14 protein-coding genes are annotated in these 20,343 nt (G+C 72.2%); 3 read left to right on the forward strand and 11 right to left on the reverse strand.

Going from position 1 to position 20,343, the window contains the following annotated elements; genetic code table 11:
• Window positions 1–136: 136 nt before the first annotated feature.
• From ilvC to ACIQPT_RS28625, 5 genes are all read right to left on the reverse strand, one after another.
• On the reverse strand, window positions 137–1,138 hold the full coding sequence (gene ilvC / locus ACIQPT_RS28605) for a ketol-acid reductoisomerase (protein WP_384331516.1): 1,002 nt from the start codon (window positions 1,136–1,138) through the stop codon (window positions 137–139).
• Between the two features lie 116 nt (window positions 1,139–1,254).
• Window positions 1,255–1,782, reverse strand: coding sequence for an acetolactate synthase small subunit (gene ilvN / locus ACIQPT_RS28610; protein ID WP_003966072.1), 528 nt, complete (start codon window positions 1,780–1,782; stop codon window positions 1,255–1,257).
• Between the two features lie 23 nt (window positions 1,783–1,805).
• The gene (locus tag ACIQPT_RS28615; protein WP_401159945.1) at window positions 1,806–3,662 is read right to left on the reverse strand and encodes an acetolactate synthase large subunit; all 1,857 of its coding nucleotides are present in this window, start codon (window positions 3,660–3,662) and stop codon (window positions 1,806–1,808) included.
• 218 nt (window positions 3,663–3,880) lie between these two features.
• Window positions 3,881–6,703 (reverse strand): putative bifunctional diguanylate cyclase/phosphodiesterase, encoded by a 2,823-nt coding sequence (locus tag ACIQPT_RS28620; protein ID WP_401160121.1) that lies wholly within the window; start codon window positions 6,701–6,703, stop codon window positions 3,881–3,883.
• Window positions 6,704–7,111: 408 nt separating this feature from the next.
• The gene (locus tag ACIQPT_RS28625; protein WP_401159947.1) at window positions 7,112–8,059 is read right to left on the reverse strand and encodes a 2-hydroxyacid dehydrogenase; all 948 of its coding nucleotides are present in this window, start codon (window positions 8,057–8,059) and stop codon (window positions 7,112–7,114) included.
• Between the two features lie 164 nt (window positions 8,060–8,223).
• On the opposite strand from ACIQPT_RS28625, the gene ACIQPT_RS28630 reads away from it, so the two are divergent.
• The 3 genes from ACIQPT_RS28630 to ACIQPT_RS28640 all read left to right on the forward strand — a co-directional run bounded on the left by ACIQPT_RS28630 (window position 8,224) and on the right by ACIQPT_RS28640 (window position 10,912).
• Window positions 8,224–9,180, forward strand: a complete 957-nt coding sequence (locus ACIQPT_RS28630; RefSeq protein ID WP_401160123.1) for an aldo/keto reductase — start codon at window positions 8,224–8,226, stop codon at window positions 9,178–9,180.
• A gap of 127 nt (window positions 9,181–9,307) precedes the next feature.
• Window positions 9,308–10,519, forward strand: coding sequence for a PQQ-dependent sugar dehydrogenase (locus tag ACIQPT_RS28635; RefSeq protein WP_401159949.1), 1,212 nt, complete (start codon window positions 9,308–9,310; stop codon window positions 10,517–10,519).
• 39 nt (window positions 10,520–10,558) lie between these two features.
• On the forward strand, window positions 10,559–10,912 hold the full coding sequence (locus tag ACIQPT_RS28640; protein ID WP_401159951.1) for a DUF6191 domain-containing protein: 354 nt from the start codon (window positions 10,559–10,561) through the stop codon (window positions 10,910–10,912).
• A gap of 17 nt (window positions 10,913–10,929) precedes the next feature.
• Here the strand turns inward: ACIQPT_RS28640 and ACIQPT_RS28645 are convergent, their stop codons facing one another.
• From ACIQPT_RS28645 to ACIQPT_RS28670, 6 genes are all read right to left on the reverse strand, one after another.
• The gene (locus ACIQPT_RS28645; RefSeq protein WP_401159953.1) at window positions 10,930–14,079 is read right to left on the reverse strand and encodes an AAA family ATPase; all 3,150 of its coding nucleotides are present in this window, start codon (window positions 14,077–14,079) and stop codon (window positions 10,930–10,932) included.
• 8 nt (window positions 14,080–14,087) lie between these two features.
• Window positions 14,088–14,264, reverse strand: coding sequence for a hypothetical protein (locus ACIQPT_RS28650; RefSeq protein WP_401159954.1), 177 nt, complete (start codon window positions 14,262–14,264; stop codon window positions 14,088–14,090).
• Between the two features lie 237 nt (window positions 14,265–14,501).
• On the reverse strand, window positions 14,502–15,182 hold the full coding sequence (locus ACIQPT_RS28655; RefSeq protein WP_401159956.1) for a hypothetical protein: 681 nt from the start codon (window positions 15,180–15,182) through the stop codon (window positions 14,502–14,504).
• Between the two features lie 50 nt (window positions 15,183–15,232).
• Window positions 15,233–15,790, reverse strand: a complete 558-nt coding sequence (locus tag ACIQPT_RS28660) for a GNAT family N-acetyltransferase (RefSeq protein ID WP_401159958.1) — start codon at window positions 15,788–15,790, stop codon at window positions 15,233–15,235.
• Complete coding sequence (locus tag ACIQPT_RS28665) at window positions 15,768–18,008, reverse strand: MMPL family transporter (RefSeq protein ID WP_401159960.1); 2,241 nt, start codon at window positions 18,006–18,008, stop codon at window positions 15,768–15,770. The genes ACIQPT_RS28660 and ACIQPT_RS28665 overlap by 23 nt, the downstream gene beginning before the upstream one ends.
• A gap of 199 nt (window positions 18,009–18,207) precedes the next feature.
• Window positions 18,208–20,310, reverse strand: coding sequence for a phosphocholine-specific phospholipase C (locus ACIQPT_RS28670; protein WP_401159962.1), 2,103 nt, complete (start codon window positions 20,308–20,310; stop codon window positions 18,208–18,210).
• Window positions 20,311–20,343: the final 33 nt, after the last annotated feature.

A 20,343-nucleotide genomic window follows, 5' to 3' on the forward strand; every position in this document is an offset into this window, starting at 1 on the left:
GACCCACCCCGGGCCGGGGTGGGGCGTTCCTCCCCCCCCGCCCGCCCCCCCCCCCCGCCCCCGGGGGGGGGGGGGGTGTGGGGGGGGGGGGGGGGGGGGGGGCCCCGGCCCCCCCCCCCCCCCGCTCCCCCGAGGCCTAGGCCTCTTCGTCGTTCACCCAGCTCATGAGCTTGCGCAGCTCACGGCCCGTGGTCTCCAGCAGGTGGTCGCTGTCGGCCTTCTTGTACTCGTTGTACTTGGGCAGACCGTTGTGGTACTCCGCCATCCAGGCCTTGGCGAAGGTGCCGTCCTGGATCTCGGTGAGGACCTTCTTCATCTCGGCCTTGGTGGCGTCGGTGATGATCCGCGGGCCGGTGACGTAGTCGCCCCACTCGGCGGTCTCCGAGATGGACCAGCGCATCTTCTCCAGGCCGCCCTCGTACATGAGGTCGACGATGAGCTTCAGCTCGTGCAGGCACTCGAAGTACGCGATCTCGGGCTGGTAACCGGCCTCGGTCAGCGTCTCGAAACCGGCCTTGACCAGGGCGGCGGTGCCACCGCAGAGGACGGCCTGCTCACCGAACAGGTCGGTCTCGGTCTCCTCGGTGAAGGTCGTCTTGATGACGCCGGCGCGGGTGCCGCCGATGCCCTTGGCGTACGAGAGGGCGAGCTCCAGGCCCTTGCCCGAGGCGTCCTGCTCGACGGCCACGATGCAGGGAACGCCGCGGCCCTCCTCGTACTGGCGGCGGACCAGGTGGCCGGGGCCCTTGGGGGCGACCATGCAGACGTCGACGTTGGCCGGCGGCTTGATGAAGCCGAAGCGGATGTTCAGGCCGTGGCCGAAGAACAGCGCGTCGCCGTCCTTGAGGTTGTCCTTGACGGACTCCTCGTAGACCTGGGCCTGGATCGGGTCCGGGACGAGGATCATGATGACGTCGGCCTCGGCGGCGGCCTCGGACGGGGTCACCACGCGCAGGCCCTGCTCCTCGGCCTTGGCCTTGGACTTCGAGCCCTCGTGCAGACCGACGCGGACGTCGACGCCGGAGTCACGGAGCGACAGCGCGTGGGCGTGGCCCTGGCTGCCGTAACCGAGAACCGCGACCTTGCGGCCCTGGATGATGGACAGGTCGGCATCGTCGTCGTAGAACAGCTCGGCCACTGGGTCTTCTCCTTGGTGTGCAGGTGTTGCGTCCCACCGTACGGCGGGGTGCGTCGTATGCGTTGTCGGGTCTCGCCATGCGAGCGGAGCGTGTGACTCCGCCCGGGTCCGTCCGCTCAGGCCGAGCGGTCGAGGGCGCGCAGGGACCGGTCGGTGATCGAGCGCGCGCCGCGCCCTATGGCGATGGTGCCGGACTGGACGAGCTCCTTGATGCCGTACTGCTCCAGCATCTTGAGCATCGCCTCCAGCTTGTCGGCCCCTCCGGTCGCCTCGATCGTGACGGCCTCCGGGGAGACGTCGACGGTCTTGGCGCGGAACAGCTGGACGATCTCGACGATCTGGGAGCGGGTCTCGCTGTCGGCGCGGACCTTCACCAGGACGAGCTCCCGCTGGATCGCAGCGGCGGGCTCGAGTTCGACGATCTTCAGGACGTTGACCAGCTTGTTGAGCTGCTTGGTCACCTGCTCCAGGGGCAGGCCCTCGACATTCACGACGATGGTGATGCGGGAGATGTCGGGGTGCTCGGTGGTACCGACCGCGAGCGAGTCGATGTTGAAGCCGCGTCGGGAGAACAGGGCGGTGATCCGGGCGAGGACACCGGGCTTGTTCTCGACCAGGACGGAGAGCGTGTGCTTTTCGGACATGGGAGTCGTTCTCTCTCTGTCTCTCAGTCGTCTTCGTTGTCGCCGAAGTCGGGGCGGACGCCGCGTGCGGCCTGGACCTCGTCGTTGGAGGTGCCGGCGGCGACCATCGGCCAGACCATGGCGTCCTCGTGGACGATGAAGTCGATGACGACGGGGCGGTCGTTGATGGAGTTGGCCTCTTCGATGACCTTGTCCAGGTCGGCCGGGTCCTCGCAGCGGATGGCGTAGCAGCCCATGGCCTCGGAGAGCTTGACGAAGTCCGGGACGCGGGTGCCCTTGGCGGCGTTGCCGTCCGTGTCCGCGCCGGAGTGCAGCACGGTGTTGGAGTAGCGCTGGTTGTAGAAGAGGGTCTGCCACTGGCGGACCATCCCGAGGGCGCCGTTGTTGATGACGGCGACCTTGATCGGGATGTTGTTGAGCGCGCAGGTGGTCAGTTCCTGGTTGGTCATCTGGAAGCAGCCGTCGCCGTCGATCGCCCAGACCGTGCGGTCGGGCATGCCGGCCTTGGCGCCCATGGCGGCCGGGACCGCGTATCCCATCGTCCCGGCGCCGCCGCTGTTGAGCCAGGTGGCGGGCTGCTCGTAGTCGATGAAGTGGGAGGCCCACATCTGGTGCTGGCCGACGCCCGCGGCGAAGATCGTGCCCTCGGGGGCGAGCTTGCCGATGCGCTGGATGACCTGCTGCGGGGAGAGGCTGCCGTCCTCGGGCAGGTCGTAGCCGAGCGGGTAGGTGTCGCGCCAGCGGTTGAGGTCCTTCCACCAGGCGGTGTAGTCGCCGGTGTTGCCTTCGGTGTGCTCGGCCTGGACGGCCTGGACCAGGTCGGCCAGGACCTCGCGGGCGTCTCCGACGATCGGGACGTCGGCGACGCGGTTCTTGCCGATCTCGGCCGGGTCGATGTCGGCGTGGACGATCTTGGCGTACGGGGCGAAGCTGTCCAGCTTGCCGGTGACGCGGTCGTCGAAGCGGGCTCCGAGGGCGACGATCAGGTCGGCCTTCTGCAGCGCGGTGACGGCAGTGACCGCACCGTGCATGCCCGGCATTCCCACGTGCAGCGGGTGGCTGTCGGGGAAGGAGCCGAGCGCCATCAGGGTGGTGGTGACGGGCGCTCCGGTCAGCTCCGCGAGGACCTTCAGCTCGGCGGTGGCCCCGGCCTTGAGGACGCCGCCGCCGACGTACAGCACGGGGCGCTTGGCCTGGGTGATCAGCTTCGCGGCCTCGCGGATCTGCTTGGCGTGCGGCTTGGTCACCGGGCGGTAGCCGGGCAGGTCCTGGGTGGGCGGCCAGCTGAAGGTGGTCTTCGCCTGGAGGGCGTCCTTGGCGATGTCGACGAGGACCGGTCCCGGACGGCCGGTGGAGGCGATGTGGAAGGCCTCGGCGATGGTGTGCGGGATGTCCTCGGCCTTGGTGACCAGGAAGTTGTGCTTGGTGATCGGCATCGTGATGCCGCAGATGTCGGCTTCCTGGAAGGCGTCGGTGCCGATCGCCTTGGCGGCGACCTGGCCGGTGATCGCGACGAGCGGCACGGAGTCCATGTGCGCGTCGGCGATCGGGGTGACCAGGTTGGTGGCGCCGGGGCCCGAGGTGGCCATGCAGACGCCGACCTTGCCGGTGGCCTGCGCGTACCCGGTGGCGGCGTGGCCGGCGCCCTGCTCGTGGCGGACCAGGACGTGGCGGACCCGGGTGGAGTCCATCATCGGGTCGTAGGCGGGGAGGATCGCGCCGCCGGGAATGCCGAATACCGTGTCGGCGCCGACTTCCTCGAGAGAACGGATGAGGGACTGCGCGCCCGTGACGTGCTCAACGGTGACGGACGGCTGTCCGCCGTTACGGGCGCGCGGCTGCGGGTGGTGGGCCCCGGTGGCCTGCTCGGTCATCGGCATTCTCTTCTCGAAGCTGAGGGTTTTCGCGGGTGTTTTGCAGCGGTTTGAGCGGTGTCAGTGCAACAAAAAACCCCTCGTGCCGTGAGGCAAGCGAGGGGAGCGCGCCGGGTGCGGTCCGCAGAGTGTCGTGGAGTGACTCTGCTTCAGCCGACGCGCTTTCCAAGTACGAGAATTCGGGTGCGCATGGCATTGACCCTCTCTCCGGCACGCATGACGTGTCAAGTGGGTGGGACGGGCGTCTCAGCATGTGATCCGGTGAGCAGCGGGATCGAGCCGCCCGCCATGGCCGGCCGGGGGCTCGGAATGCCCGGTACGGGGAACTCCCCGCGGACCAGGGCGCGTCGCAGTCGGTACTCGTCGAGCGGGCCGGAGAAGGCCATCCCCTGGCCGTGGGTGCACCCCATGGCGCGCAGGGCGAGGACCTGCTCGGGGACGTCGACGCCGTCGGCGACGGACTGGAGGCCGAGATCGCAGGCGATCCGCAGGAGGCCGCTGGTGATCTTGTGCAGCCTGGCCGACTCGACCACGCCCTCGACCAGATTCCGGTCGAGCTTCAGTACGTCGATGGGGAGCCGGCGCAGCGCGTTGACCGCCGCGAACCCGCTGCCGAAGCCGTCGAGCGCGATCCGTACGCCGAGCCGGCGCAGGGCCACGAGACGCTGCTCCAGGGCGTCGAAGGAGACCCGCGGGTCGCTGTCGGCGACCTCGATCATCAGGGCGCCCGAGGGCAGGCCGTGGCGGGTCAGCAGCGCCTCGATGGAGCCGGGGGGCGGGCCCGCGTCCAGCAGCCGGGCGGCGGAGAGCCGGACGGAGACGGCGACGGGGTGTCCGGCCCTGGCCCGGTCGGCGGCCTGGGCCACCGCTTCCTCCAGGAGCCAGCGGCCGAGCTCGGCGGTGCGGTCGTCGTCGCCCGCGACCCGGAGGAACTCGGCGGGGGTGAACAGGATGCCCTGGGCGGAGCGCCACCGGGCCTGGGCGGCGACGGCGGCGACGGAGCCGCTGGCGAGGTGGACGACGGGCTGGTGGAGCAGGGCGAACTCGCCGTCGCGCAGGGCGGTGCGCAGCCGGGTGGCCAGCTCGGAGCGGCGGACGACGTCGGCCTGCATCTGCGGGGCGTACAGCTCGACGCGGTCCTTGCCGCCGGCCTTGGCGCGGTACATCGCGAGGTCCGCGTTGCGCATGAGGTCGGTGGGGGTGATGGCGGGCTCGGCGAAGGCCACGCCGATGGAGGCGGCCACCCGGACCTCGCTGGGGCCGATCCGGTAGGGCTGGGAGAGGGTGAGGCGCAGCCGGTCGGCGATCTCGTGGACCTGGTACTCGCGGGCGCCCTGGTCGCGGGTGCCGTCGCCCATGATGAGCGCGGCGAACTCGTCGCCGCCGAGCCGGGCGGCGGTGTCGCCGGCCCGGACGGAGTCCTGGAGCCGGCGGCCGGCCTGGACGAGCAGTTCGTCGCCCGCCTGGTGGCCGATGGTGTCGTTGACCGCCTTGAAGCCGTCGAGGTCGATGAAGAGGACGGCGGTGCCGGGGTCGCCCGAGCGGCGGCCGCCGAGCGCCTGGCGGACCCGGGCGGTGAACAGGGCCCGGTTGGGCAGGTCGGTGAGCGGGTCGTGCTCGGCGTTGTGCTGCAACTGGGCCTGGAGCCTGACCCGTTCGGTGACGTCCCGGCTGTTGAGGAGGAGGCCGCCCTGGTGGCGGTTGACGGTGGACTCGACGTTGAGCCAGTCGCCCGTGCCCGAGCGGAAGCGGCACTCGATGCGGGTGGTGGGCTCCTCGTGCGGCGGGGCGGCGAGGAAGCGCCGCAGCTCGTGGACGACCCGGCCGAGGTCCTCGGGGTGGATGACCGAGGACAGCTCGGAGCCGACGAGGTCCTCCGCCTCGCGCCCGTAGACCCCGGCGGCGGCGGGGCTGACATAGCGCAGGGTGCCGTTGGGCGCGGCGATCATGATGACGTCGCTGGAGCCCTGCACCAGGGAGCGGAAGTGGTTCTCCTTCTGGGCCAGTTCCTGGGTGAGGGAGATGTTGTCGAGGAGCATGATGCCCTGCCGGACGACCAGCGCCAGGACGACGGTGCAGCCGGTGAAGATGACGACCCGGTCCACCCGGCGGCCGTCGACCACGTTGTACAGGATGCCCAGGGTGCAGACGGCGGCGGCGAGATACGGGGTCAGCGCGGCCAGGGAGCCGGCGATGGGCCGGCTGGCGATGGCGCGCGGTGGCCCGGGCCTGGCGGCCGGCCGGGCCGCGCGCCGGGCGCCCCAGGGGGCGTAGGCGAGGAGCAGCGACCCGGCGAACCAGCCGGCGTCGAGGAGCTGGCCCGAGTGGTAGGTGGAGCGCAGCAGCGGCGAGGTGAACACCGCGTCGCTGAGCACGGTGAGCGCCAGGGCGGCGATGGCGGTGTTGACCGCGGAGCGGTTCACCCCGGCCCGGCGGAAGTGCAGGGCGAGCACCATCGAGACAAGCACGATGTCGAGCAGCGGGTAGGCGAGCGAGAGGGCCGCGGGCGCGACGCTGGTGTCCGTGAAGCCCGCCAGGTGCGTGGTGTGCGCGAGGGCGAGGCTCCAGGCGAGCGTCAGCAGGGAGCCGCCGATCAGCCAGGCGTCCAGGGCCAGGCACACCCAGCCGGCGCGGGTGACGGGGCGTTTGGCGAGGACGAGCAGTCCGACGATGGCGGGCGGCGCGAAGCAGAGGAAGAAGACGTCGGCGAGGGAGGGGGTGGGCACGGGGACGCCGAGGATCACCTCGTACCAGCCCCAGACGGCGTTTCCGCAGGCCGCCATGAGGGACGAGAGCGAGAACAGCAGCCAGGCGGGCCGCAGCCGGCCCGCGCCCGTCCGTGCGTAGAGGAAACAGGAGACCGCGGCGATCAGCGCCGCCGCGGCGAGACCGAAGTCCCCCATGAAGACGGCCACCTGTGGTGAGCCCCAGCCGACGGCGGCACCCACGGAATACCCCGCGCAGACGAAGCCGAGCAGGATCCGGGACCGCATCCCCGTGGCACCGGAGGCGGACCGCGGGGCGAGCAGGGCTCCCAGCGCGCTCACCGGAGGGCTCCCCGCCCCGGGCCCGCCGGGCACGTGCTCCCCGGCGCCCGGCGCCTCGCGGGGACCCTGCGGCGCCGCTCGCTCCGGCCCGGCCGCGACGGCGTCGGCGATGCCGGTCCGGGGCAGGAATCCGGCCATCGGCGGGTGCTGCGCTCCATCGGCGCGGGCGGCAGCGACCGTCCGCCCGTCCGCGTCGGATCGTCTCTCCATGGCCAGCACATCGCCCGTCGCCCCCTCGCGTTCCGGTGCTCCCCCCGCGCCGTCCCTTCCACGGCGCAGCCCCCCGGATCGGACGATACACCAGATCCGTCACTCAGGGCCATAGATTCTCTACGCTCCGTGACGAAAGGCGAGGTGAGCGGCACTGCGTGCATCCGAACCGCCCCGTAGCGTGGCCGCCCCGGCGGGTCAGCCGGTGGTGCGGACGACGTTGTGCACGGGCTCTCCGGCGGCGAACCGGGTGAGCTGTGCGGCCAGCAGCCGCTTGGCGCGCGGTTCGAACGCCGAGGTGCTGCCGCCCACATGAGGCGTGATCAAGACATTCGGAGCATGCCAGAGAGGATGGCCCGCGGGCAGCGGTTCCGGGTCGGTCACATCGAGTGCGGCCCGCAGCCGCCCGGACTCGAGTTCGGAAAGCAGGGCCTTGGTGTTGACGACTCCGCCCCGGGCGACGTTGACGAGAAGGGCTCCGTCGGGCATCGCGGCGAGGAAGTCGGCGCCCACCAGCCCCTGCGTGGACGGGTTCAGCGGGGTGGAGAGGATCACCACGTCGGCCTCGGGCAGCAGGGCGGGCAGATCGTCGAGCGTGTGTACGGGGCCGCGCGCGGTGGTCCGTGCGGAGCGCGCGACGCGCGCCACCCGCGCGCACTCGAACGGGACGAGCCGGTCCTCGATGGCCGAGCCGATGGAGCCGTACCCCACGATGAGGACGGACTTGTCGGCGAGCGCGGGGTAGAAGCCGGACCGCCACTCCTCCTTGTCCTGGCCGTGGACGAACCCGGGGAGGTCGCGCAGGGAGGCGAGGACGAGCGCGAGCGTCAACTCGGCGGTGGACGCCTCGTGCACGCCCTTGGCGTTGCAGAGGCGCACGCCGGCGGGCAGCAGCCGGAGACCGGGCTCCACGTGGTCGATGCCGGCGGAGAGTGTCTGCACCACCTGGACGGCCCCCATCGCGGCGAGCGGGCGCACCGCGACCTCGGACCCCTTCAGGTAGGGCACGACGTAGTAGGCGCAGTCGGCCGGATCTCCGGGATAGTCCGGTTCGCCGTCCCAGAAGAGGTAGTTGAAGCTCTCGGGGAGTCCGTCGATCTCCTCGGCGGGGAAGGGCAGCCACACGTCGGCAGTCGTCGCAGTCATGGTCAGGAGGTTATGCGACGGGTGTGCGAGCGCTCCAGGACGGCTGCGCGGGGGCCCGGAGGGACCAGAGGTTACTTTTGGGTGCGGTGCGGCCCCGTGACCGCGGGAACGAGGGAGGGTTCGGGGAGTTGGAGTGCAGGACTATCGGGGCGGCGGGGCTTGCCGTGGGTGCGGTCGGGCTTGGCTGCATGCCGATGAGCTGGGGTTACAGCGCGTCGCAGCAGCTCGGCGACCGTTCGGTGCGCACGGTGCACGCGGCGCTGGACGCGGGCGTCCGGCTGCTCGACACCGCGGACATGTACGGGCCGTTCACCAATGAGCTGCTGGTGGGGCGGGCGTTGAAGGGCCGCCGCCACGAGGCGTTCGTCTCCACCAAGTGCGGGCTGCTGGTGGGCGATCAGCACATCGTCGCCAACGGCCGGCCGGGGTACGTCCGGCGGGCCTGCGACGCTTCACTGCGGCGGCTCCAGACCGATGTGATCGACCTGTACCAGCTGCACCGGGCCGACCCCGAGGTGCCGGTGGAGGAGACCTGGGGTGCGCTGGCGGAGCTGGTCACCGCGGGCAAGGTGCGTTCGCTCGGGCTGTGCGCGGTGGGGGCGCGGGCGCCGCGCCGGTCGGGCGAGGGGCCGCATGAGGGAACGATCCGGCAACTGGAGCGGATCCAGCAGGTGTTCCCGGTCAGCGCCGTCGAGGCGGAGCTGTCGGTGTGGTCGCGCGAGGCGCTGACGGAGCTGCTGCCGTGGTGTGTGGCGCGCGGGGTCGGGCTGCTGGCCGCGATGCCGCTGGGCAGCGGCTATCTGACCGGGACGCTGAAGCCGGGCCAGGGCTTCGAGCCGGAGGATCTGCGAGCCAGGCATCCGCGGTTCACGGCGGAGGTGATGGCGGCGAACCAGCCGGTGGTGGCCGGTCTGCGGAGGGTCGCGGAGCGCCGGGGGGCGACCGTGGCCCAGGTGGCGCTGGCGTGGGTGCTGCGGCAGGGCCCGCATGTGGTGCCGGTGCCGGGGGCGAAGCGGGAGCGGTGGGCGGTGGAGAACGCCGGGGCGGCGCGGGTGGTCCTGGACGACCGGGACCTGGCGGAGATCGACGCCCTGCCCGCAGCCCGCGAGTCGTGGGACTGAGCGTCACCGGCGCCGCGGCGGGAGAATGGCCGCATCGGGAACTTCTGGGCCGGTCGCCGTGTAGGAACAGGGTGTAGGTACAAGGTGCAGGAGCGGTAGTCGGGCAACCGTCGAAAGGATCGGTTCCGTGCGTGGTGCTCTGTTCGGACCTGTGCAGTCCCCGGCGATGCGCAGGGGGGTGGTGGCCGCGCTGGCGTCGGCCGCCCTGCTGCTGTCGACGGCGTGTTCCGCCGACGGGGACGGGGGTTCGTCCGGGCGGCCGGCCGGTTCCCCGACCGCCTCGGAGGGCTCCGCTCCGCCGGCCTCGCCGAGCCGGTCGGCCGACCTGCCGCCCGCGAAGGGGTCGGCGAAAGTGGTCTCGACGCTGACCGAGAATCTGAAGTCGCCCTGGGGTCTCGCCGCACTGCCGGGCGGTGATCTGCTGGTCGCCTCGCGTGACGAGGGCACGGTCCACCGGATCGACGGCGAGAGCGGCAAGCAGACGCTGCTGGGCTCGGTGCCCGGGGTGGCCCCGGCCGGCGAGGGCGGACTCCTCGGGCTCGCCGTCTCCTCCACGTTCGGCGCGGACCAGCTGGTGTACGCCTACTTCACCACCACGTCCGACAACCGGATCGTCCGCATGAGTTACGACGAGAAGCGCCCGGTGGGACAGCAGCTGGGGGCCCCGGACACCGTCCTGCGCGGGATCCCCAAGGGCAGCATCCACAACGGCGGCCGGATCGCGTTCGGCCCGGACAAGATGCTGTACGCGGGCACGGGCGAGACCGGGGACACCGGGCTGGCCCAGGACAAGGAGTCGCTGGCGGGCAAGATCCTGCGGATGACCCCCGACGGCGAGCCGGTGCACGGCAATCCGGAGGCGGACTCGGTGGTGTATTCGTACGGGCACCGCAATGTGCAGGGTCTCGCCTGGGACGCGCAGAAGCGGCTGTGGGCCGCCGAGTTCGGCCAGAACACCTGGGACGAGCTGAATCTGATCGAGCCCGGCGGGAACTACGGCTGGCCCGAGGTCGAGGGCAAGGAGGGCGAGGACGGGTTCATCGACCCGGTGGCGCAGTGGAAGACCTCGGAGGCCTCCCCCAGCGGCATCGCGTACGCCGAGGGCTCGATCTGGATGGCCGGGCTGCGGGGCGAGCGGCTGTGGCGGATTCCGCTGTCGGGCGAGAAGGCGGAGGAACCTTTGGCGGACCCCCAGTCGTTCCTGGATGAGAAGCACGGCCGCCTGCGCACTGTGGTGAGTGCGGGGAGCGACCGCTTGTGGCTGGTCACCAGCAACACGGACGGACGGGGCACGCAGAAGCCCGGGGACGACAGGGTCCTCCAGGTGGAAGTGCGGTAGCCGGTCCGCCCGCGCGGCATGTCGGAGGGAGCACGGCCGGTGTTCAATTTCTTCGAGGAGCTCTTCGCGCCGGGACGCAAACACGTCTCCGACGAGCAGAAGCGGCTGGAGCTGAGCCGGGTGGATCTCGGCGTCGGCGATCCGGACCGGGGGCCGATAGACCTGACGTCCGGAAAGGTGACCGTCCGCGCCCCGGCCCCGGACGGTGATCCGATCCCGGCCGGTGCTCCGGCCCCGGGCGATGCCTTGATACCGGCCGGTGCTCCGGAGCACCGGCACGGGCGCATGCTGCCGGTGGTGGCGCCCGAGCAGGACGCCGTGCTCGGGCGGCCCCGGCCCGGGAAGCCGGTGAGCGGACCGGAGCGCCGCGCGGACGAGGAGCCCGAGGTGTAGGGGCCCCGGAGGGGGCCTCAGGCGGCCGGGTAGAGCCTCAGGCGGTGGGCGAGGGCGGCCGCCTCGCCCCGGCTGGAGACGCCGAGCTTGGCCAGGATGTTGGAGACGTGCACGCTCGCGGTCTTCGGCGAGATGAACAGCTCCTCGGCGATCCTGCGGTTGGTGTGCCCGGCCGCGACCAGCCGGTGCACGTCCTGCTCGCGCGGGGTCAGCCCGAAGGACGCCACGGCGGCGATGGCGGGGTCCTGCTCCTCGGCCGGCGGCTGCCCCGGGCTCCCTCCGGCGGGTTCGGCGGCCAGGACGGCCGGGTGGATCCCGGTGTCGGGACCGGATGCCGCGCCGGAGCCGTCCAGGGTGATGCGGGCCCGGGCCGCCAGCTGTTCGACCGCCTCGGCGAGCGGGCGTGCGCCGAGCCGGCGGGCGGTCTCCAGTGAGCGGTGCAGCAGGGCCGTGGCGGCGGACCGGTCGCCGGGGGCGATGAGCAGGGATTCGGCCCAGCGGCGGTGGATCTGGGCCAGTTGGTAGGGGCGGCACAGCGGTCCGAAGGCCTCGGCGGCGCGTGCCCAGTGTTCGGGGGTGTCCGTGCCCTCCGCGCGGGCCAGCTCCGCCTCGATGAAGACGCCATGGGCCAGCCATACGGGGACGAGCATCGGGAGGTGCCTCACGCACCGGCGGATCAGGGCCAGCAGCTCCGGGCGGCCCGGTTCTGCGGCGGGCAGTCCGCGGGCGTCCGCCTCGATCATGGCGGCGGTCTGGAGCAGCGGCAGGGCGTAGCGCTGGGTGCTGTGCGGGAAGCCGGGCCGGGCCAGCTCCTCGAACGCGGCCCGTGCCTCGGCGAGCCTGCCCTGTGAGGCGGCCAGCACCATGCCGTGCCGGACGGGGTCGATCAGGTGCTGGTGCTGCGGATCGCGCTGCCCGAAGTGCCTGCGGACCAGGGCGAGGAGCTCCTCCCCCTCGGCGAGGTCCCCGCGGGCGACGGCCAGTTCGGTACGGCGGAGGGCGGCGAGGCCTTTCGACTTGGGCCCCAGCGCCAGGCGGGCGGAGGACACGGCCGCGGCCTCGCTCTGGGGCCAGTGCCCGAGGGAGAACAGGGACTGTGCCTGGTTGGCGTACACCCAGGCCCCGGAGTCGGCCAGGCCGAGGCTGTGGCAGATCTCGATGCCGTGGTCGGCGGCGGCGACGGCCTCCAGCGAGCGGCCCATCGCTTCGAGCGAGGAGGGCAGGTTGACGCTGACCCGGCCGAGGAGGTTGATCAGGTGCAGCTTCTCGGCGCGGTCCCGGACGGCGTACATCTCGGCGAGGCCGTCCTCGACGCCGCCCGCGTCCGCGGTGAGCCAGCCCCGGGTGAGGCGGGCGTGCAGCTCGATGTACTCGTCGCCGACGAGCCGGGCGTACTCCACGGCGCGGTCGCTGTCGGCGAGCGCCTGCGGGCCCGGCTCGTGCAGCGCCCGCCAACTGGCCACATTGGTCAGGACGTCGGCCTGCACGGGGGACGGCGGCAGTCCGCGCACCAGCTCCTGGGCGGTGGCCAGCTCCTCCCAGCCGTCTCCCTTGTCGAGCCCCTGCACCAGTCGGCTGCGCTGCACCAGGAACCAGGCCTCGCGCAGCGGGTCGGGCTCGGCGGCCAGGACCCGCATGGCCTTCTTGGAGATGGCGAGGGCGCGTTTGCGGTCGCCGCCGAAGTGGGCGGCGACGGTGGCCTCGGCCATCAGGTCCAGGTAGCGCAGCGGCGTGTTCTCCGGGTCGCGGCCGGAGCCCGGGTAGACCTCCGCGAAGTCGAAGGGGCGCAGGGTGGCGCGTACCGCGTCGGGCACGTCGTCCCAGAGCTCCATCGCCCTTTCCAGCAGCCTCAGTTGCTCGGCGTAGGCGTAGCGGCGGCGGGCCTCGACGGCGGCCCGGAGCACGGCGGGCAGGGCCTTGGCGGCGTCGTGGGCGGCGTACCAGTAGCTGGCGAGGCGGGTGGCGCGTTCGTCGTCCCGGACGAGGGAGGGGTTGGCCTCCAGGGCTTCGGCGTACCGGCGGTTGAGGCGGGTGCGTTCACCGGGCAGCAGGTCGTCGCTGACGGCCTCGCGGACCAGGGAGTGCCGGAAGCGGTAGCCGTCGTTGTCGGGCGCGGGTTGCAGCAGGTTGGCGCCGACGGCCGCGCGCAGGGCCTCGTCGAGCTCGTCCTCACCGAGTCCGGCGACGGCGGCCAGCAGTTCGTGTTCGACGAAGGAGCCGCCCTCGGCGACCAGTCTGGCGATCCGCTGGGCGTGCTCGGGGAGCGCCTCCACACGGACGAGCAGGAGGTCGCGGAGCGATTCGGTCAGCCCGGAGCTGTCGCCGCAGCACTCCAGGGAGCGGGCCAGCTCCTCGACGAAGAACGCGTTGCCGTCGGAGCGGTCGAATATCTCGTCGACGAGTGCGGCCTCGGGGGTCTCCGCGAGGATGCCGGCCAGTTGGCTGCCGACCTCGCCGTGGCTGAACCGGTCGAGTTCGACGCGGGTGACGGTGCGCAGCCGGTCCAGCTCGGCGAGGAGCGGGCGCAGGGGGTGGCGGCGGTGGATGTCGTCGGCGCGGTAGGTGCCGACGACCATGAGGCGGCCGCTGCTGAGGGTGCGGAAGAGATAGGCGAGCAGGTGCCGGGTGGAGGCGTCCGCCCAGTGCAGGTCCTCCAGGACGAGGACGACGGCCCGGTCGGCGGATATCCGTTCCAGCAGCCGGGCGGTGAGCTCGAAGAGGCGGGCGATGCTGTGCTCGTCGGTCGCGTCCCGGTGGGCCTCGCCCAGTTCGGGCAGGAGCCGGGCCAGTTCGCCCTCCTGGCCGGCGCAGGCGGTGGCCATCTCCTCGGGCAGGGCCCGGCGCAGGGCGCGCAGGGCGGTCGGGAAGGGGGCGAACGGCAGCCCGTCGGCCCCGATCTCGACGCAGGACCCGACGGCCACGACGGCGTCGCGCCGCTCGGCCGCCGTGACGAACTGCTCGACGAGACGGGTCTTGCCGACGCCCGCCTCGCCGCCGATCAGCAGCGCCTGCGGGTCGCCGGACGCGGCCCGCCCGAGCGCCTCGGTGAGCGAGGCGAGCTCCTCGGCGCGCCCGACGAACACGGGGCTGACTGACCTGGTCTCCACGCTGCCGAGCATCGCATACGCGGAGGAGGCGGTGGGATCTTTTCGGCCGACGGTGATCATGCTTCCGGTCAGGCGGCCGGGGCGAAGCGGGTGTGGTCGGCCTCCATCACCTTCCCTTCGGGATCACCGCGTCCGGTACGGCGGGCGGCCCGGCGGACGAGGCGGGCCCGGCCGATCTCGCGCTCGGTGTCGGCCTGGCGGATCAGCTCGGCGGAGGTGTGGCGGTAGAGCTCGTAGTCGTACACGGTGTACTCCCTGGTTCCTGGTCGTGGCAGCGGACCGGAGGGTTGCCCGGCCGGTCGGCCGGGGCCCTGTGTCGCTGTGTATCCACTGTCGTCGGCCAGGAGGGGGCACCGCATCGGGCGAGTTCCGCATCTTCCCGGTGCCGGGGGCCTTAGACGGTCCCCGTACGGGCCTACCCCGTGTCCGAGGGGTGGGCGGGTGCCTTAGGAGGTGCCGTACGGGGCCGCGGCCGGGGGGGGTCAGCCGGCGGCCGGGGCGCCCGCGGTGGGCAGGGCGGCGAAGAGGTCGAAGTACATGCCCACGGAGATCAGCACGCCGAGGACGCCGAGGGCGACGCCGGCCAGGGCGACCGCGCGGATCCAGGTGGGCTGCGGCTTCGCGGAGGGTGCGCCGAAGGCGGGGCGGACCAGGACGAAGGCGCCGACGAGCAGGGCCAGCACGGCGAAGACGCCGTTGACCAGGGCGGTGGTGTGCCAGGCGTCCCCGTAGATCTCGGAGATCTGCTGGGCCGCGCTGCTGCCGCCCGCGGTCTGGATCTGTCCGATGAGCGTCTCGCGCTCGGCGGCGACCCGGCCGGTCCACGCGCCGGTCAGGGCGACGACGCCCAGGGCGGCGGAGACGACGGCGGCCGCGCCCGTGCCGACGCCCTGCCGGGCCTCGTCGAAGGGGTCGGGCTCCAGGTCCTCGTCCTCGTCGTCGCTCTGCTCGGCGAGGTCGTCGGGGGCTGTCGCGGGGTCGGCGGCGTCCGACGGCGTACCGGTGGCGTCCTTCGGCTCGGCGTCCTTCACCAGGGAGTCCTGCGTGGTCGCCTCCTCCGTAACGGCGTCGGCGGTGCCCTCTGCGGGGTCGGTCGTCCCGGCGGGCGGGGTGGTCGTGGACGGGGTCGTCGTCTTGGAGGGGGAGGTGTTCATGCGCCGCACGCTAGGGGGCCCGGATGAGAGCCCTCTTAACGCCGGGCGTGCGCCGGGGCTCAGCGCCCGGCGCGGGCCCGCCACTCCGGGGCGAGGACGGACCAGATCTCCGAGTCGTGACGTACGCCCCGGTAGAGGTAGTTCTGCCGGATCACGCCGTCCCGCGTCATCCCGAGCCGCTTCGCCACCGCGATCGAGCGGGTGTTCGCGGCGGAGGCGTCCCACTCCACGCGGTGCATGCCGCGCTCGTACACCGCCCAGTCGATCAGGCGCTCGGCGGCGCGGGTGATCAGCCCGCGGCCCTGGGCGGCGGGCTCCAGCCAGACGCCGATCTCGCAGTTGCCGGACTCCGCGTCGAAGATCCGGAAGAGGACGCCGCCGACGAGGGTGCCGTCCAGCCAGATGCCGTACAGCCGTCCGGTGTCCGCCGCCTGCTTCTCCGCGTACCGCTGGAGCAGGGCGCGCGCCGAGTCCAGGTCGGTGGCGAAGGAGGCGAACGGGATCCAGGGGTCGACGCCCTCCCGGGCCCGGTCCATGTGGACGAGGAACTCCTCGGCCTGCCAGACCTCCAGCGGCCGCAGCTCCGCCTTGTCGTCACCCAGGGATATGGCGAACATCGTGCTCCTCCTCAGCCTGCGCGACGCTCTCTTCCATGGCGCGCGCCACCGGGATCTTCGCATGGAGCGGTACGCAGTCGGGCGGCTCGATGCTGATGCGGGGCAGCCGCCGGTCCAGCCAGCCCGGCAGCCACCAGTTCGCCCCGCCGAGCATGTGCATCAGGGCGGGCACCAGCAGGGTGCGCAGGACGAAGGCGTCCAGGGCGACGGCGGTGGCCAGCGCGATGCCGAACATGGCGATGACCCGGTCGCCGCTGAGCACGAACGCGAGGAAGACGGAGATCATGATCACGGCGGCGGAGTTGATGACCCGGCCGGTCTCGGCGAGGCCGACCCGGACGGAGCGCCGGTTGTCGCCGGTCTCCAGCCACTCCTCGTACATCCGGCCGACCAGGAAGACCTGGTAGTCCATGGAGAGGCCGAAGAGGACCGAGACCATGATCACGGGCAGGAAGGGTTCGATGGGCCCGGCGCTGCCGAGGCCGAGCAGTTCGCTGCCCCAGCCCCACTGGAAGACGGCGACGACGACGCCGAAGGAGGAGGCGACGGCGGCCACGTTCATCACGGCGGCCTTGAGCGGGATGCCGATGGACCGGAAGGCCAGGAGCAGCAGCAGGCAGCCGAGTCCGATGACGACGCCGACGAAGAGCGGGAGCTTGCCGACGATGATCTCGGCGAAGTCGTCGTAGCTCGCCGTCACCCCGCCGACCTGGGCCTCCAGCGAGGTCGTGTCCTGGACCGGCGGCAGCACCTCGCCCCGGATCCGGTCGACCAGCTCGCTGGTGTCCTGCGACTGGGGGGACGAGTCGGGTACGACGGTGAGGAAGGCGGTGTCGCCGCCCGCGTTGTAGGTGACCGGGCTGACGGAGGCGACGCCTTCGGTGGTGCGCAGCTTCTCGGGCAGGGAGTCCAGCGCCAGCCGGTCGTCGGCGCCGTCGAGCTGGGCGGCGATGGTGAGGGGGCCGTTGACGCCGGGCCCGAAGCCGTCGGCGAGCAGGTCGTAGGCCTGCCGGGTGGTGGCCGTGGCCGGGTTGTTGCCCTGGTCGGAGGTGCCCAGGTGGAGGCCGAGGGCGGGCAGGGCGAGCACGACCATGACGACGGCCGCGATGCCGCCCAGCAGCTTGGGGTGCCGCTCCACGAAGGCGGACCAGCGGGCGGCGAACCCGGTGGGCAGCTCGGGCCGGGGTCCGTGGTCGGCGAGCTCGCGCCGCTCACGGCGGCTGAGCGCCCGCATCCCGATGAGCGAGAGCAGGGCGGGCAGCAGGGTGACCGAGGCCATGACGGTGAGGACGACGGTGAGCGAGGCGGCGATGGCGACGCCGTTGAGGAAGCCGAGCCGCAGGATCAGCATGCCGAGCAGGGCGATGCAGACGGTGGCCCCGGCGAAGACGACGGCGCGGCCGGTGGTGGTGACCGCGTTCTGGGCCGCTTCGTCGACGGACATGCCGCGCCGCAGTCCTCTGCGGTGTCTGGTGACGATGAACAGCGCGTAGTCGATGCCGACGCCGAGCCCGATGAGCATGCCGAGCATCGGGGCGAAGTCCGCGACGGTCATCACATGGCCGAGCAGCACGATGCCCGCGTAGGCAGTGCCCACGGAGACCAGGGCGGTGGCGATGGGCAGCAGGCTGGCGGCGAGCGAGCCGAAGGCGAGGAAGAGCACCACGGCCGCGACGACGACGCCGATGCCCTCGGCGAGGTGGACGGAGGGCGCTTCGGTGAGGGCGACGGCGGTGCCGCCCAGCTCGACCTGGAGCCCGTCGGCCTCGGCGGCCTTCGCGGTGTCGACGAGTGCCTGGGCCTGGGAGGCGGGGATCTCGTCAGCGGGGCGGTCGAAGGTGACCGTGGCGTAGGCGGTGTGGCCGTCCTCGCTGATCTGGCCGGGGCCGGCCGCTCCGTAGGGGCCGGTGACCCCGCCGACGCCGGGCAGGCCCTCGATCGCGTGGAGCGTGCGGGTCATGGTCTGCTCGACGTCGGCGGCCGTGACCGTGGAGCCGGTGGTGTGCCAGACGACGGTGTCGGTGTCGCCGCCGAGGTCGGTGAAGCCGCGCGAGAGGAGCTCGGTGGCCCGGCCGGACTCCGTGCCGGGGACCTCGTAGTCGTTGGAGTACGCCGAACCCGCGAAACCCGCCGCGGCGGCGGTCCCGCCGAGGGCGGCGAGCCAGATGAGGACGGCGACGAGGCGGTGCCTGATGCACCAGCGGGCGATGGCAGCCAACGGATGAGCTCCCTGCGGGTTCGTGGACCTTTACCCGCAGATAACGCGATCTGCCCGCAAACGTCTCATGACCTGAGACCGTCACTCTGTCAGCAGAACGTGATCCTTTGTCCGTTTCGTGGCCATGGTCACAGGGCTTGATCTGTTCCCTACACGGGATGGATCAGGCCCTGCGACCGTGGGTTCGGACCTGGCCCGGTCAGCCGGAGACGCTGGCGCGGCCGTTCTCGATGTGTCCCATGAGCCGCCGACGGAAGCCGTCCTCCCCCTCGGCCGTGACCGCGAGGTCGTACCAGCCGTGGGCGTCGGCCGCCGAGTGCACGAGCGACCGGCTGCGGCCCGGCTTGACCGTGACACGGCGGGTCCAGTCCCGCACGTCGTCCTCGTCGACGTAGCCGAGCGGCCGCACCAGGAAGGTCAGGGTCCGGCGGCCGGTGTTGCGCAGGGTGAGGTGGAGGTCGCGGTCGCGGGGGTCGATGCGGGTGGCGACCTCCGCTCCCCCGTCGGCCGGTCCGGCGAACTCGCGCCGGAAGCCGTTCGGCCCGGTGACCGTGAAGCGGTACGCCTCCCCCGTCAGCGGGACGGTCCAGTGCGCGCTGCCCCGGACGTCCTGGTGGAGCGGGGCCGGGAACTCGCCCGCGTACGGGTAGAGCGCGAAGTGCGCCGAGGACCGGCCGCTGTTGGCGAGGTCCACGCGCAGGGCGTCGCCCGACCGGTGCGCACGAGCGTCCGGCTGGTAGGGCAGCGGGCGCGCCGGGCGTGCGCCGGGCTCCTGCTCGGGGAGGTGCTGGACCGCCGGAGGCTTCGGCTGCCAGCGCCCGCTGATCGGCGGGATCGCACCGGGCTGCTCGACGGCGGGCTGCCGCCGGGCCCGGGTGAAGTCGAAGGCGGAGGTGAGGTCGCCGGTGACGCGACGCCGCCAGTCGCTGATGTTGGGTTCCTTCACCCCGGTCCAGCGCTCCAGGAAGCGGATGACGGAGGTGTGGTCGAAGACCTCGGAGCAGACGTACCCGCCGACGGTCCACGGCGAGACGACCAGCAGCGGCACCCGGATCCCGAGGCCGGTGGGCCGGCCCTCCCACTGCTCGTCGGTGACCTCGGGCGGTGCGACGGGCGGCGGCACGTGGTCGAAGAAGCCGTCGTTCTCGTCGTAGTTGATCAGTACGGCGGTGTGCCGCCACACGTCCGGGTTCTTGCCGAGCGCGTCGAGGATCTTGTACACGATGGTGGCGCTGTGCACCGGCGACGAGGTGCTCGGGTGCTCGGAGTCGATCGCCGAGGGCACCAGGTAGGAGACCTCGGGCAGGGTCCCGGCGGCCACGTCCTTGGCGAACTCCTCGGCCAGCGTCCCGGACGGCACCCGGCGCAGCGCACGCTCGAACAGGCTGCGCTCCTGCTTCGTGAGGGTGGCGACGCCCTCGTCCAGCAGCCCGAGGAGCCGGGTGCGCTCGGCCTCGGACGCACCGCGGACCTTCGCGTAGAAGGCCTCCATGTACGTATGGCCGCCGGTCTTGGCGAGCGCCTTGCGGGCGACGGCCTTGAAGGTGGCGTAGAACTCGATCTGGTTGTCGGTGAAGTTCTCCCACTCGGTGTACGTACGCCAGCTGCGCCCGGCCTTCTCCAGCCGCTCGGCGTAGGTGGACCAGTCGTAGCCGGGGTGGCTGCCCTCGCTGTAGGCGTCGTTGCCGACGGCCCGCTTCCCGTTCGCCTCGAAGCCGGTCTTGCCGCTCCACAGGTGGTTGCGGTTGGGGCTGGTGGAGGTGTGGATCGAGGAGTGGTAGGCGTCGCAGACGGTGAAGGTGTCGGCCAGCTCGTAGTGGAGCGGGATGTCACGGCGGTCGTAGTACGCCATCGTGGCCGCGGTCTTCGCGCTGATCCAGCCGTTCATCCAGCCGCCGCCCCAGGCCTGCGCGCCGCCGTTCCAGGAGTGGTCGAGGGCGCCGATGTACTGGAGGTCCTTCTTCTGCTCCTCGGCCGCGCCGCGCACCGGGAAGGGCAGCACGGTGTCGCCGGCCGCGCCGGGCTGCTCGAACACCGTCCCGCCGGTGGGCAGCTCGATGGCGTTACGGTCGCCGAAGCCGCGTACGCCGCGCAGGGTGCCGAAGTAGTGGTCGAAGGACCGGTTCTCCTGCATCAGGATCACCACATGCTTGATGGAGCCGAGGCCTCCGGACCCCGCGTGGGCGGGCTGCGCGGCGATGGCGGCCTGGAGCGACGGCGGCAGGAACGATCCGGCCGCAGCGGCGCCGAGTGCGCCGCCGCCCAGCGCGAAGAGCCGTCGCCGAGACATGTCCGTGGTCAAAAGAGCCTCCTGGTTCCGGGTGGTCACAGCCGG

Source organism: Streptomyces sp. NPDC091289, from assembly GCF_044757365.1.
GTDB lineage: Bacteria > Actinomycetota > Actinomycetes > Streptomycetales > Streptomycetaceae > Streptomyces.

What these genes read in the sequence shown, in the direction of transcription:
- ilvN (WP_003966072.1), bottom strand. Translation starts at nt 1,782, where the DNA reads ATGTCCGAAAAGCACACGCTCTCCGTCCTGGTCGAGAACAAGCCCGGT.
- ACIQPT_RS28615 (WP_401159945.1), bottom strand. Translation starts at nt 3,662, where the DNA reads ATGCCGATGACCGAGCAGGCCACCGGGGCCCACCACCCGCAGCCGCGC.
- ACIQPT_RS28625 (WP_401159947.1), bottom strand. Translation starts at nt 8,059, where the DNA reads ATGACTGCGACGACTGCCGACGTGTGGCTGCCCTTCCCCGCCGAGGAG.
- ACIQPT_RS28645 (WP_401159953.1), bottom strand. Translation starts at nt 14,079, where the DNA reads ATGATCACCGTCGGCCGAAAAGATCCCACCGCCTCCTCCGCGTATGCG.
- ACIQPT_RS28660 (WP_401159958.1), bottom strand. Translation starts at nt 15,790, where the DNA reads ATGTTCGCCATATCCCTGGGTGACGACAAGGCGGAGCTGCGGCCGCTG.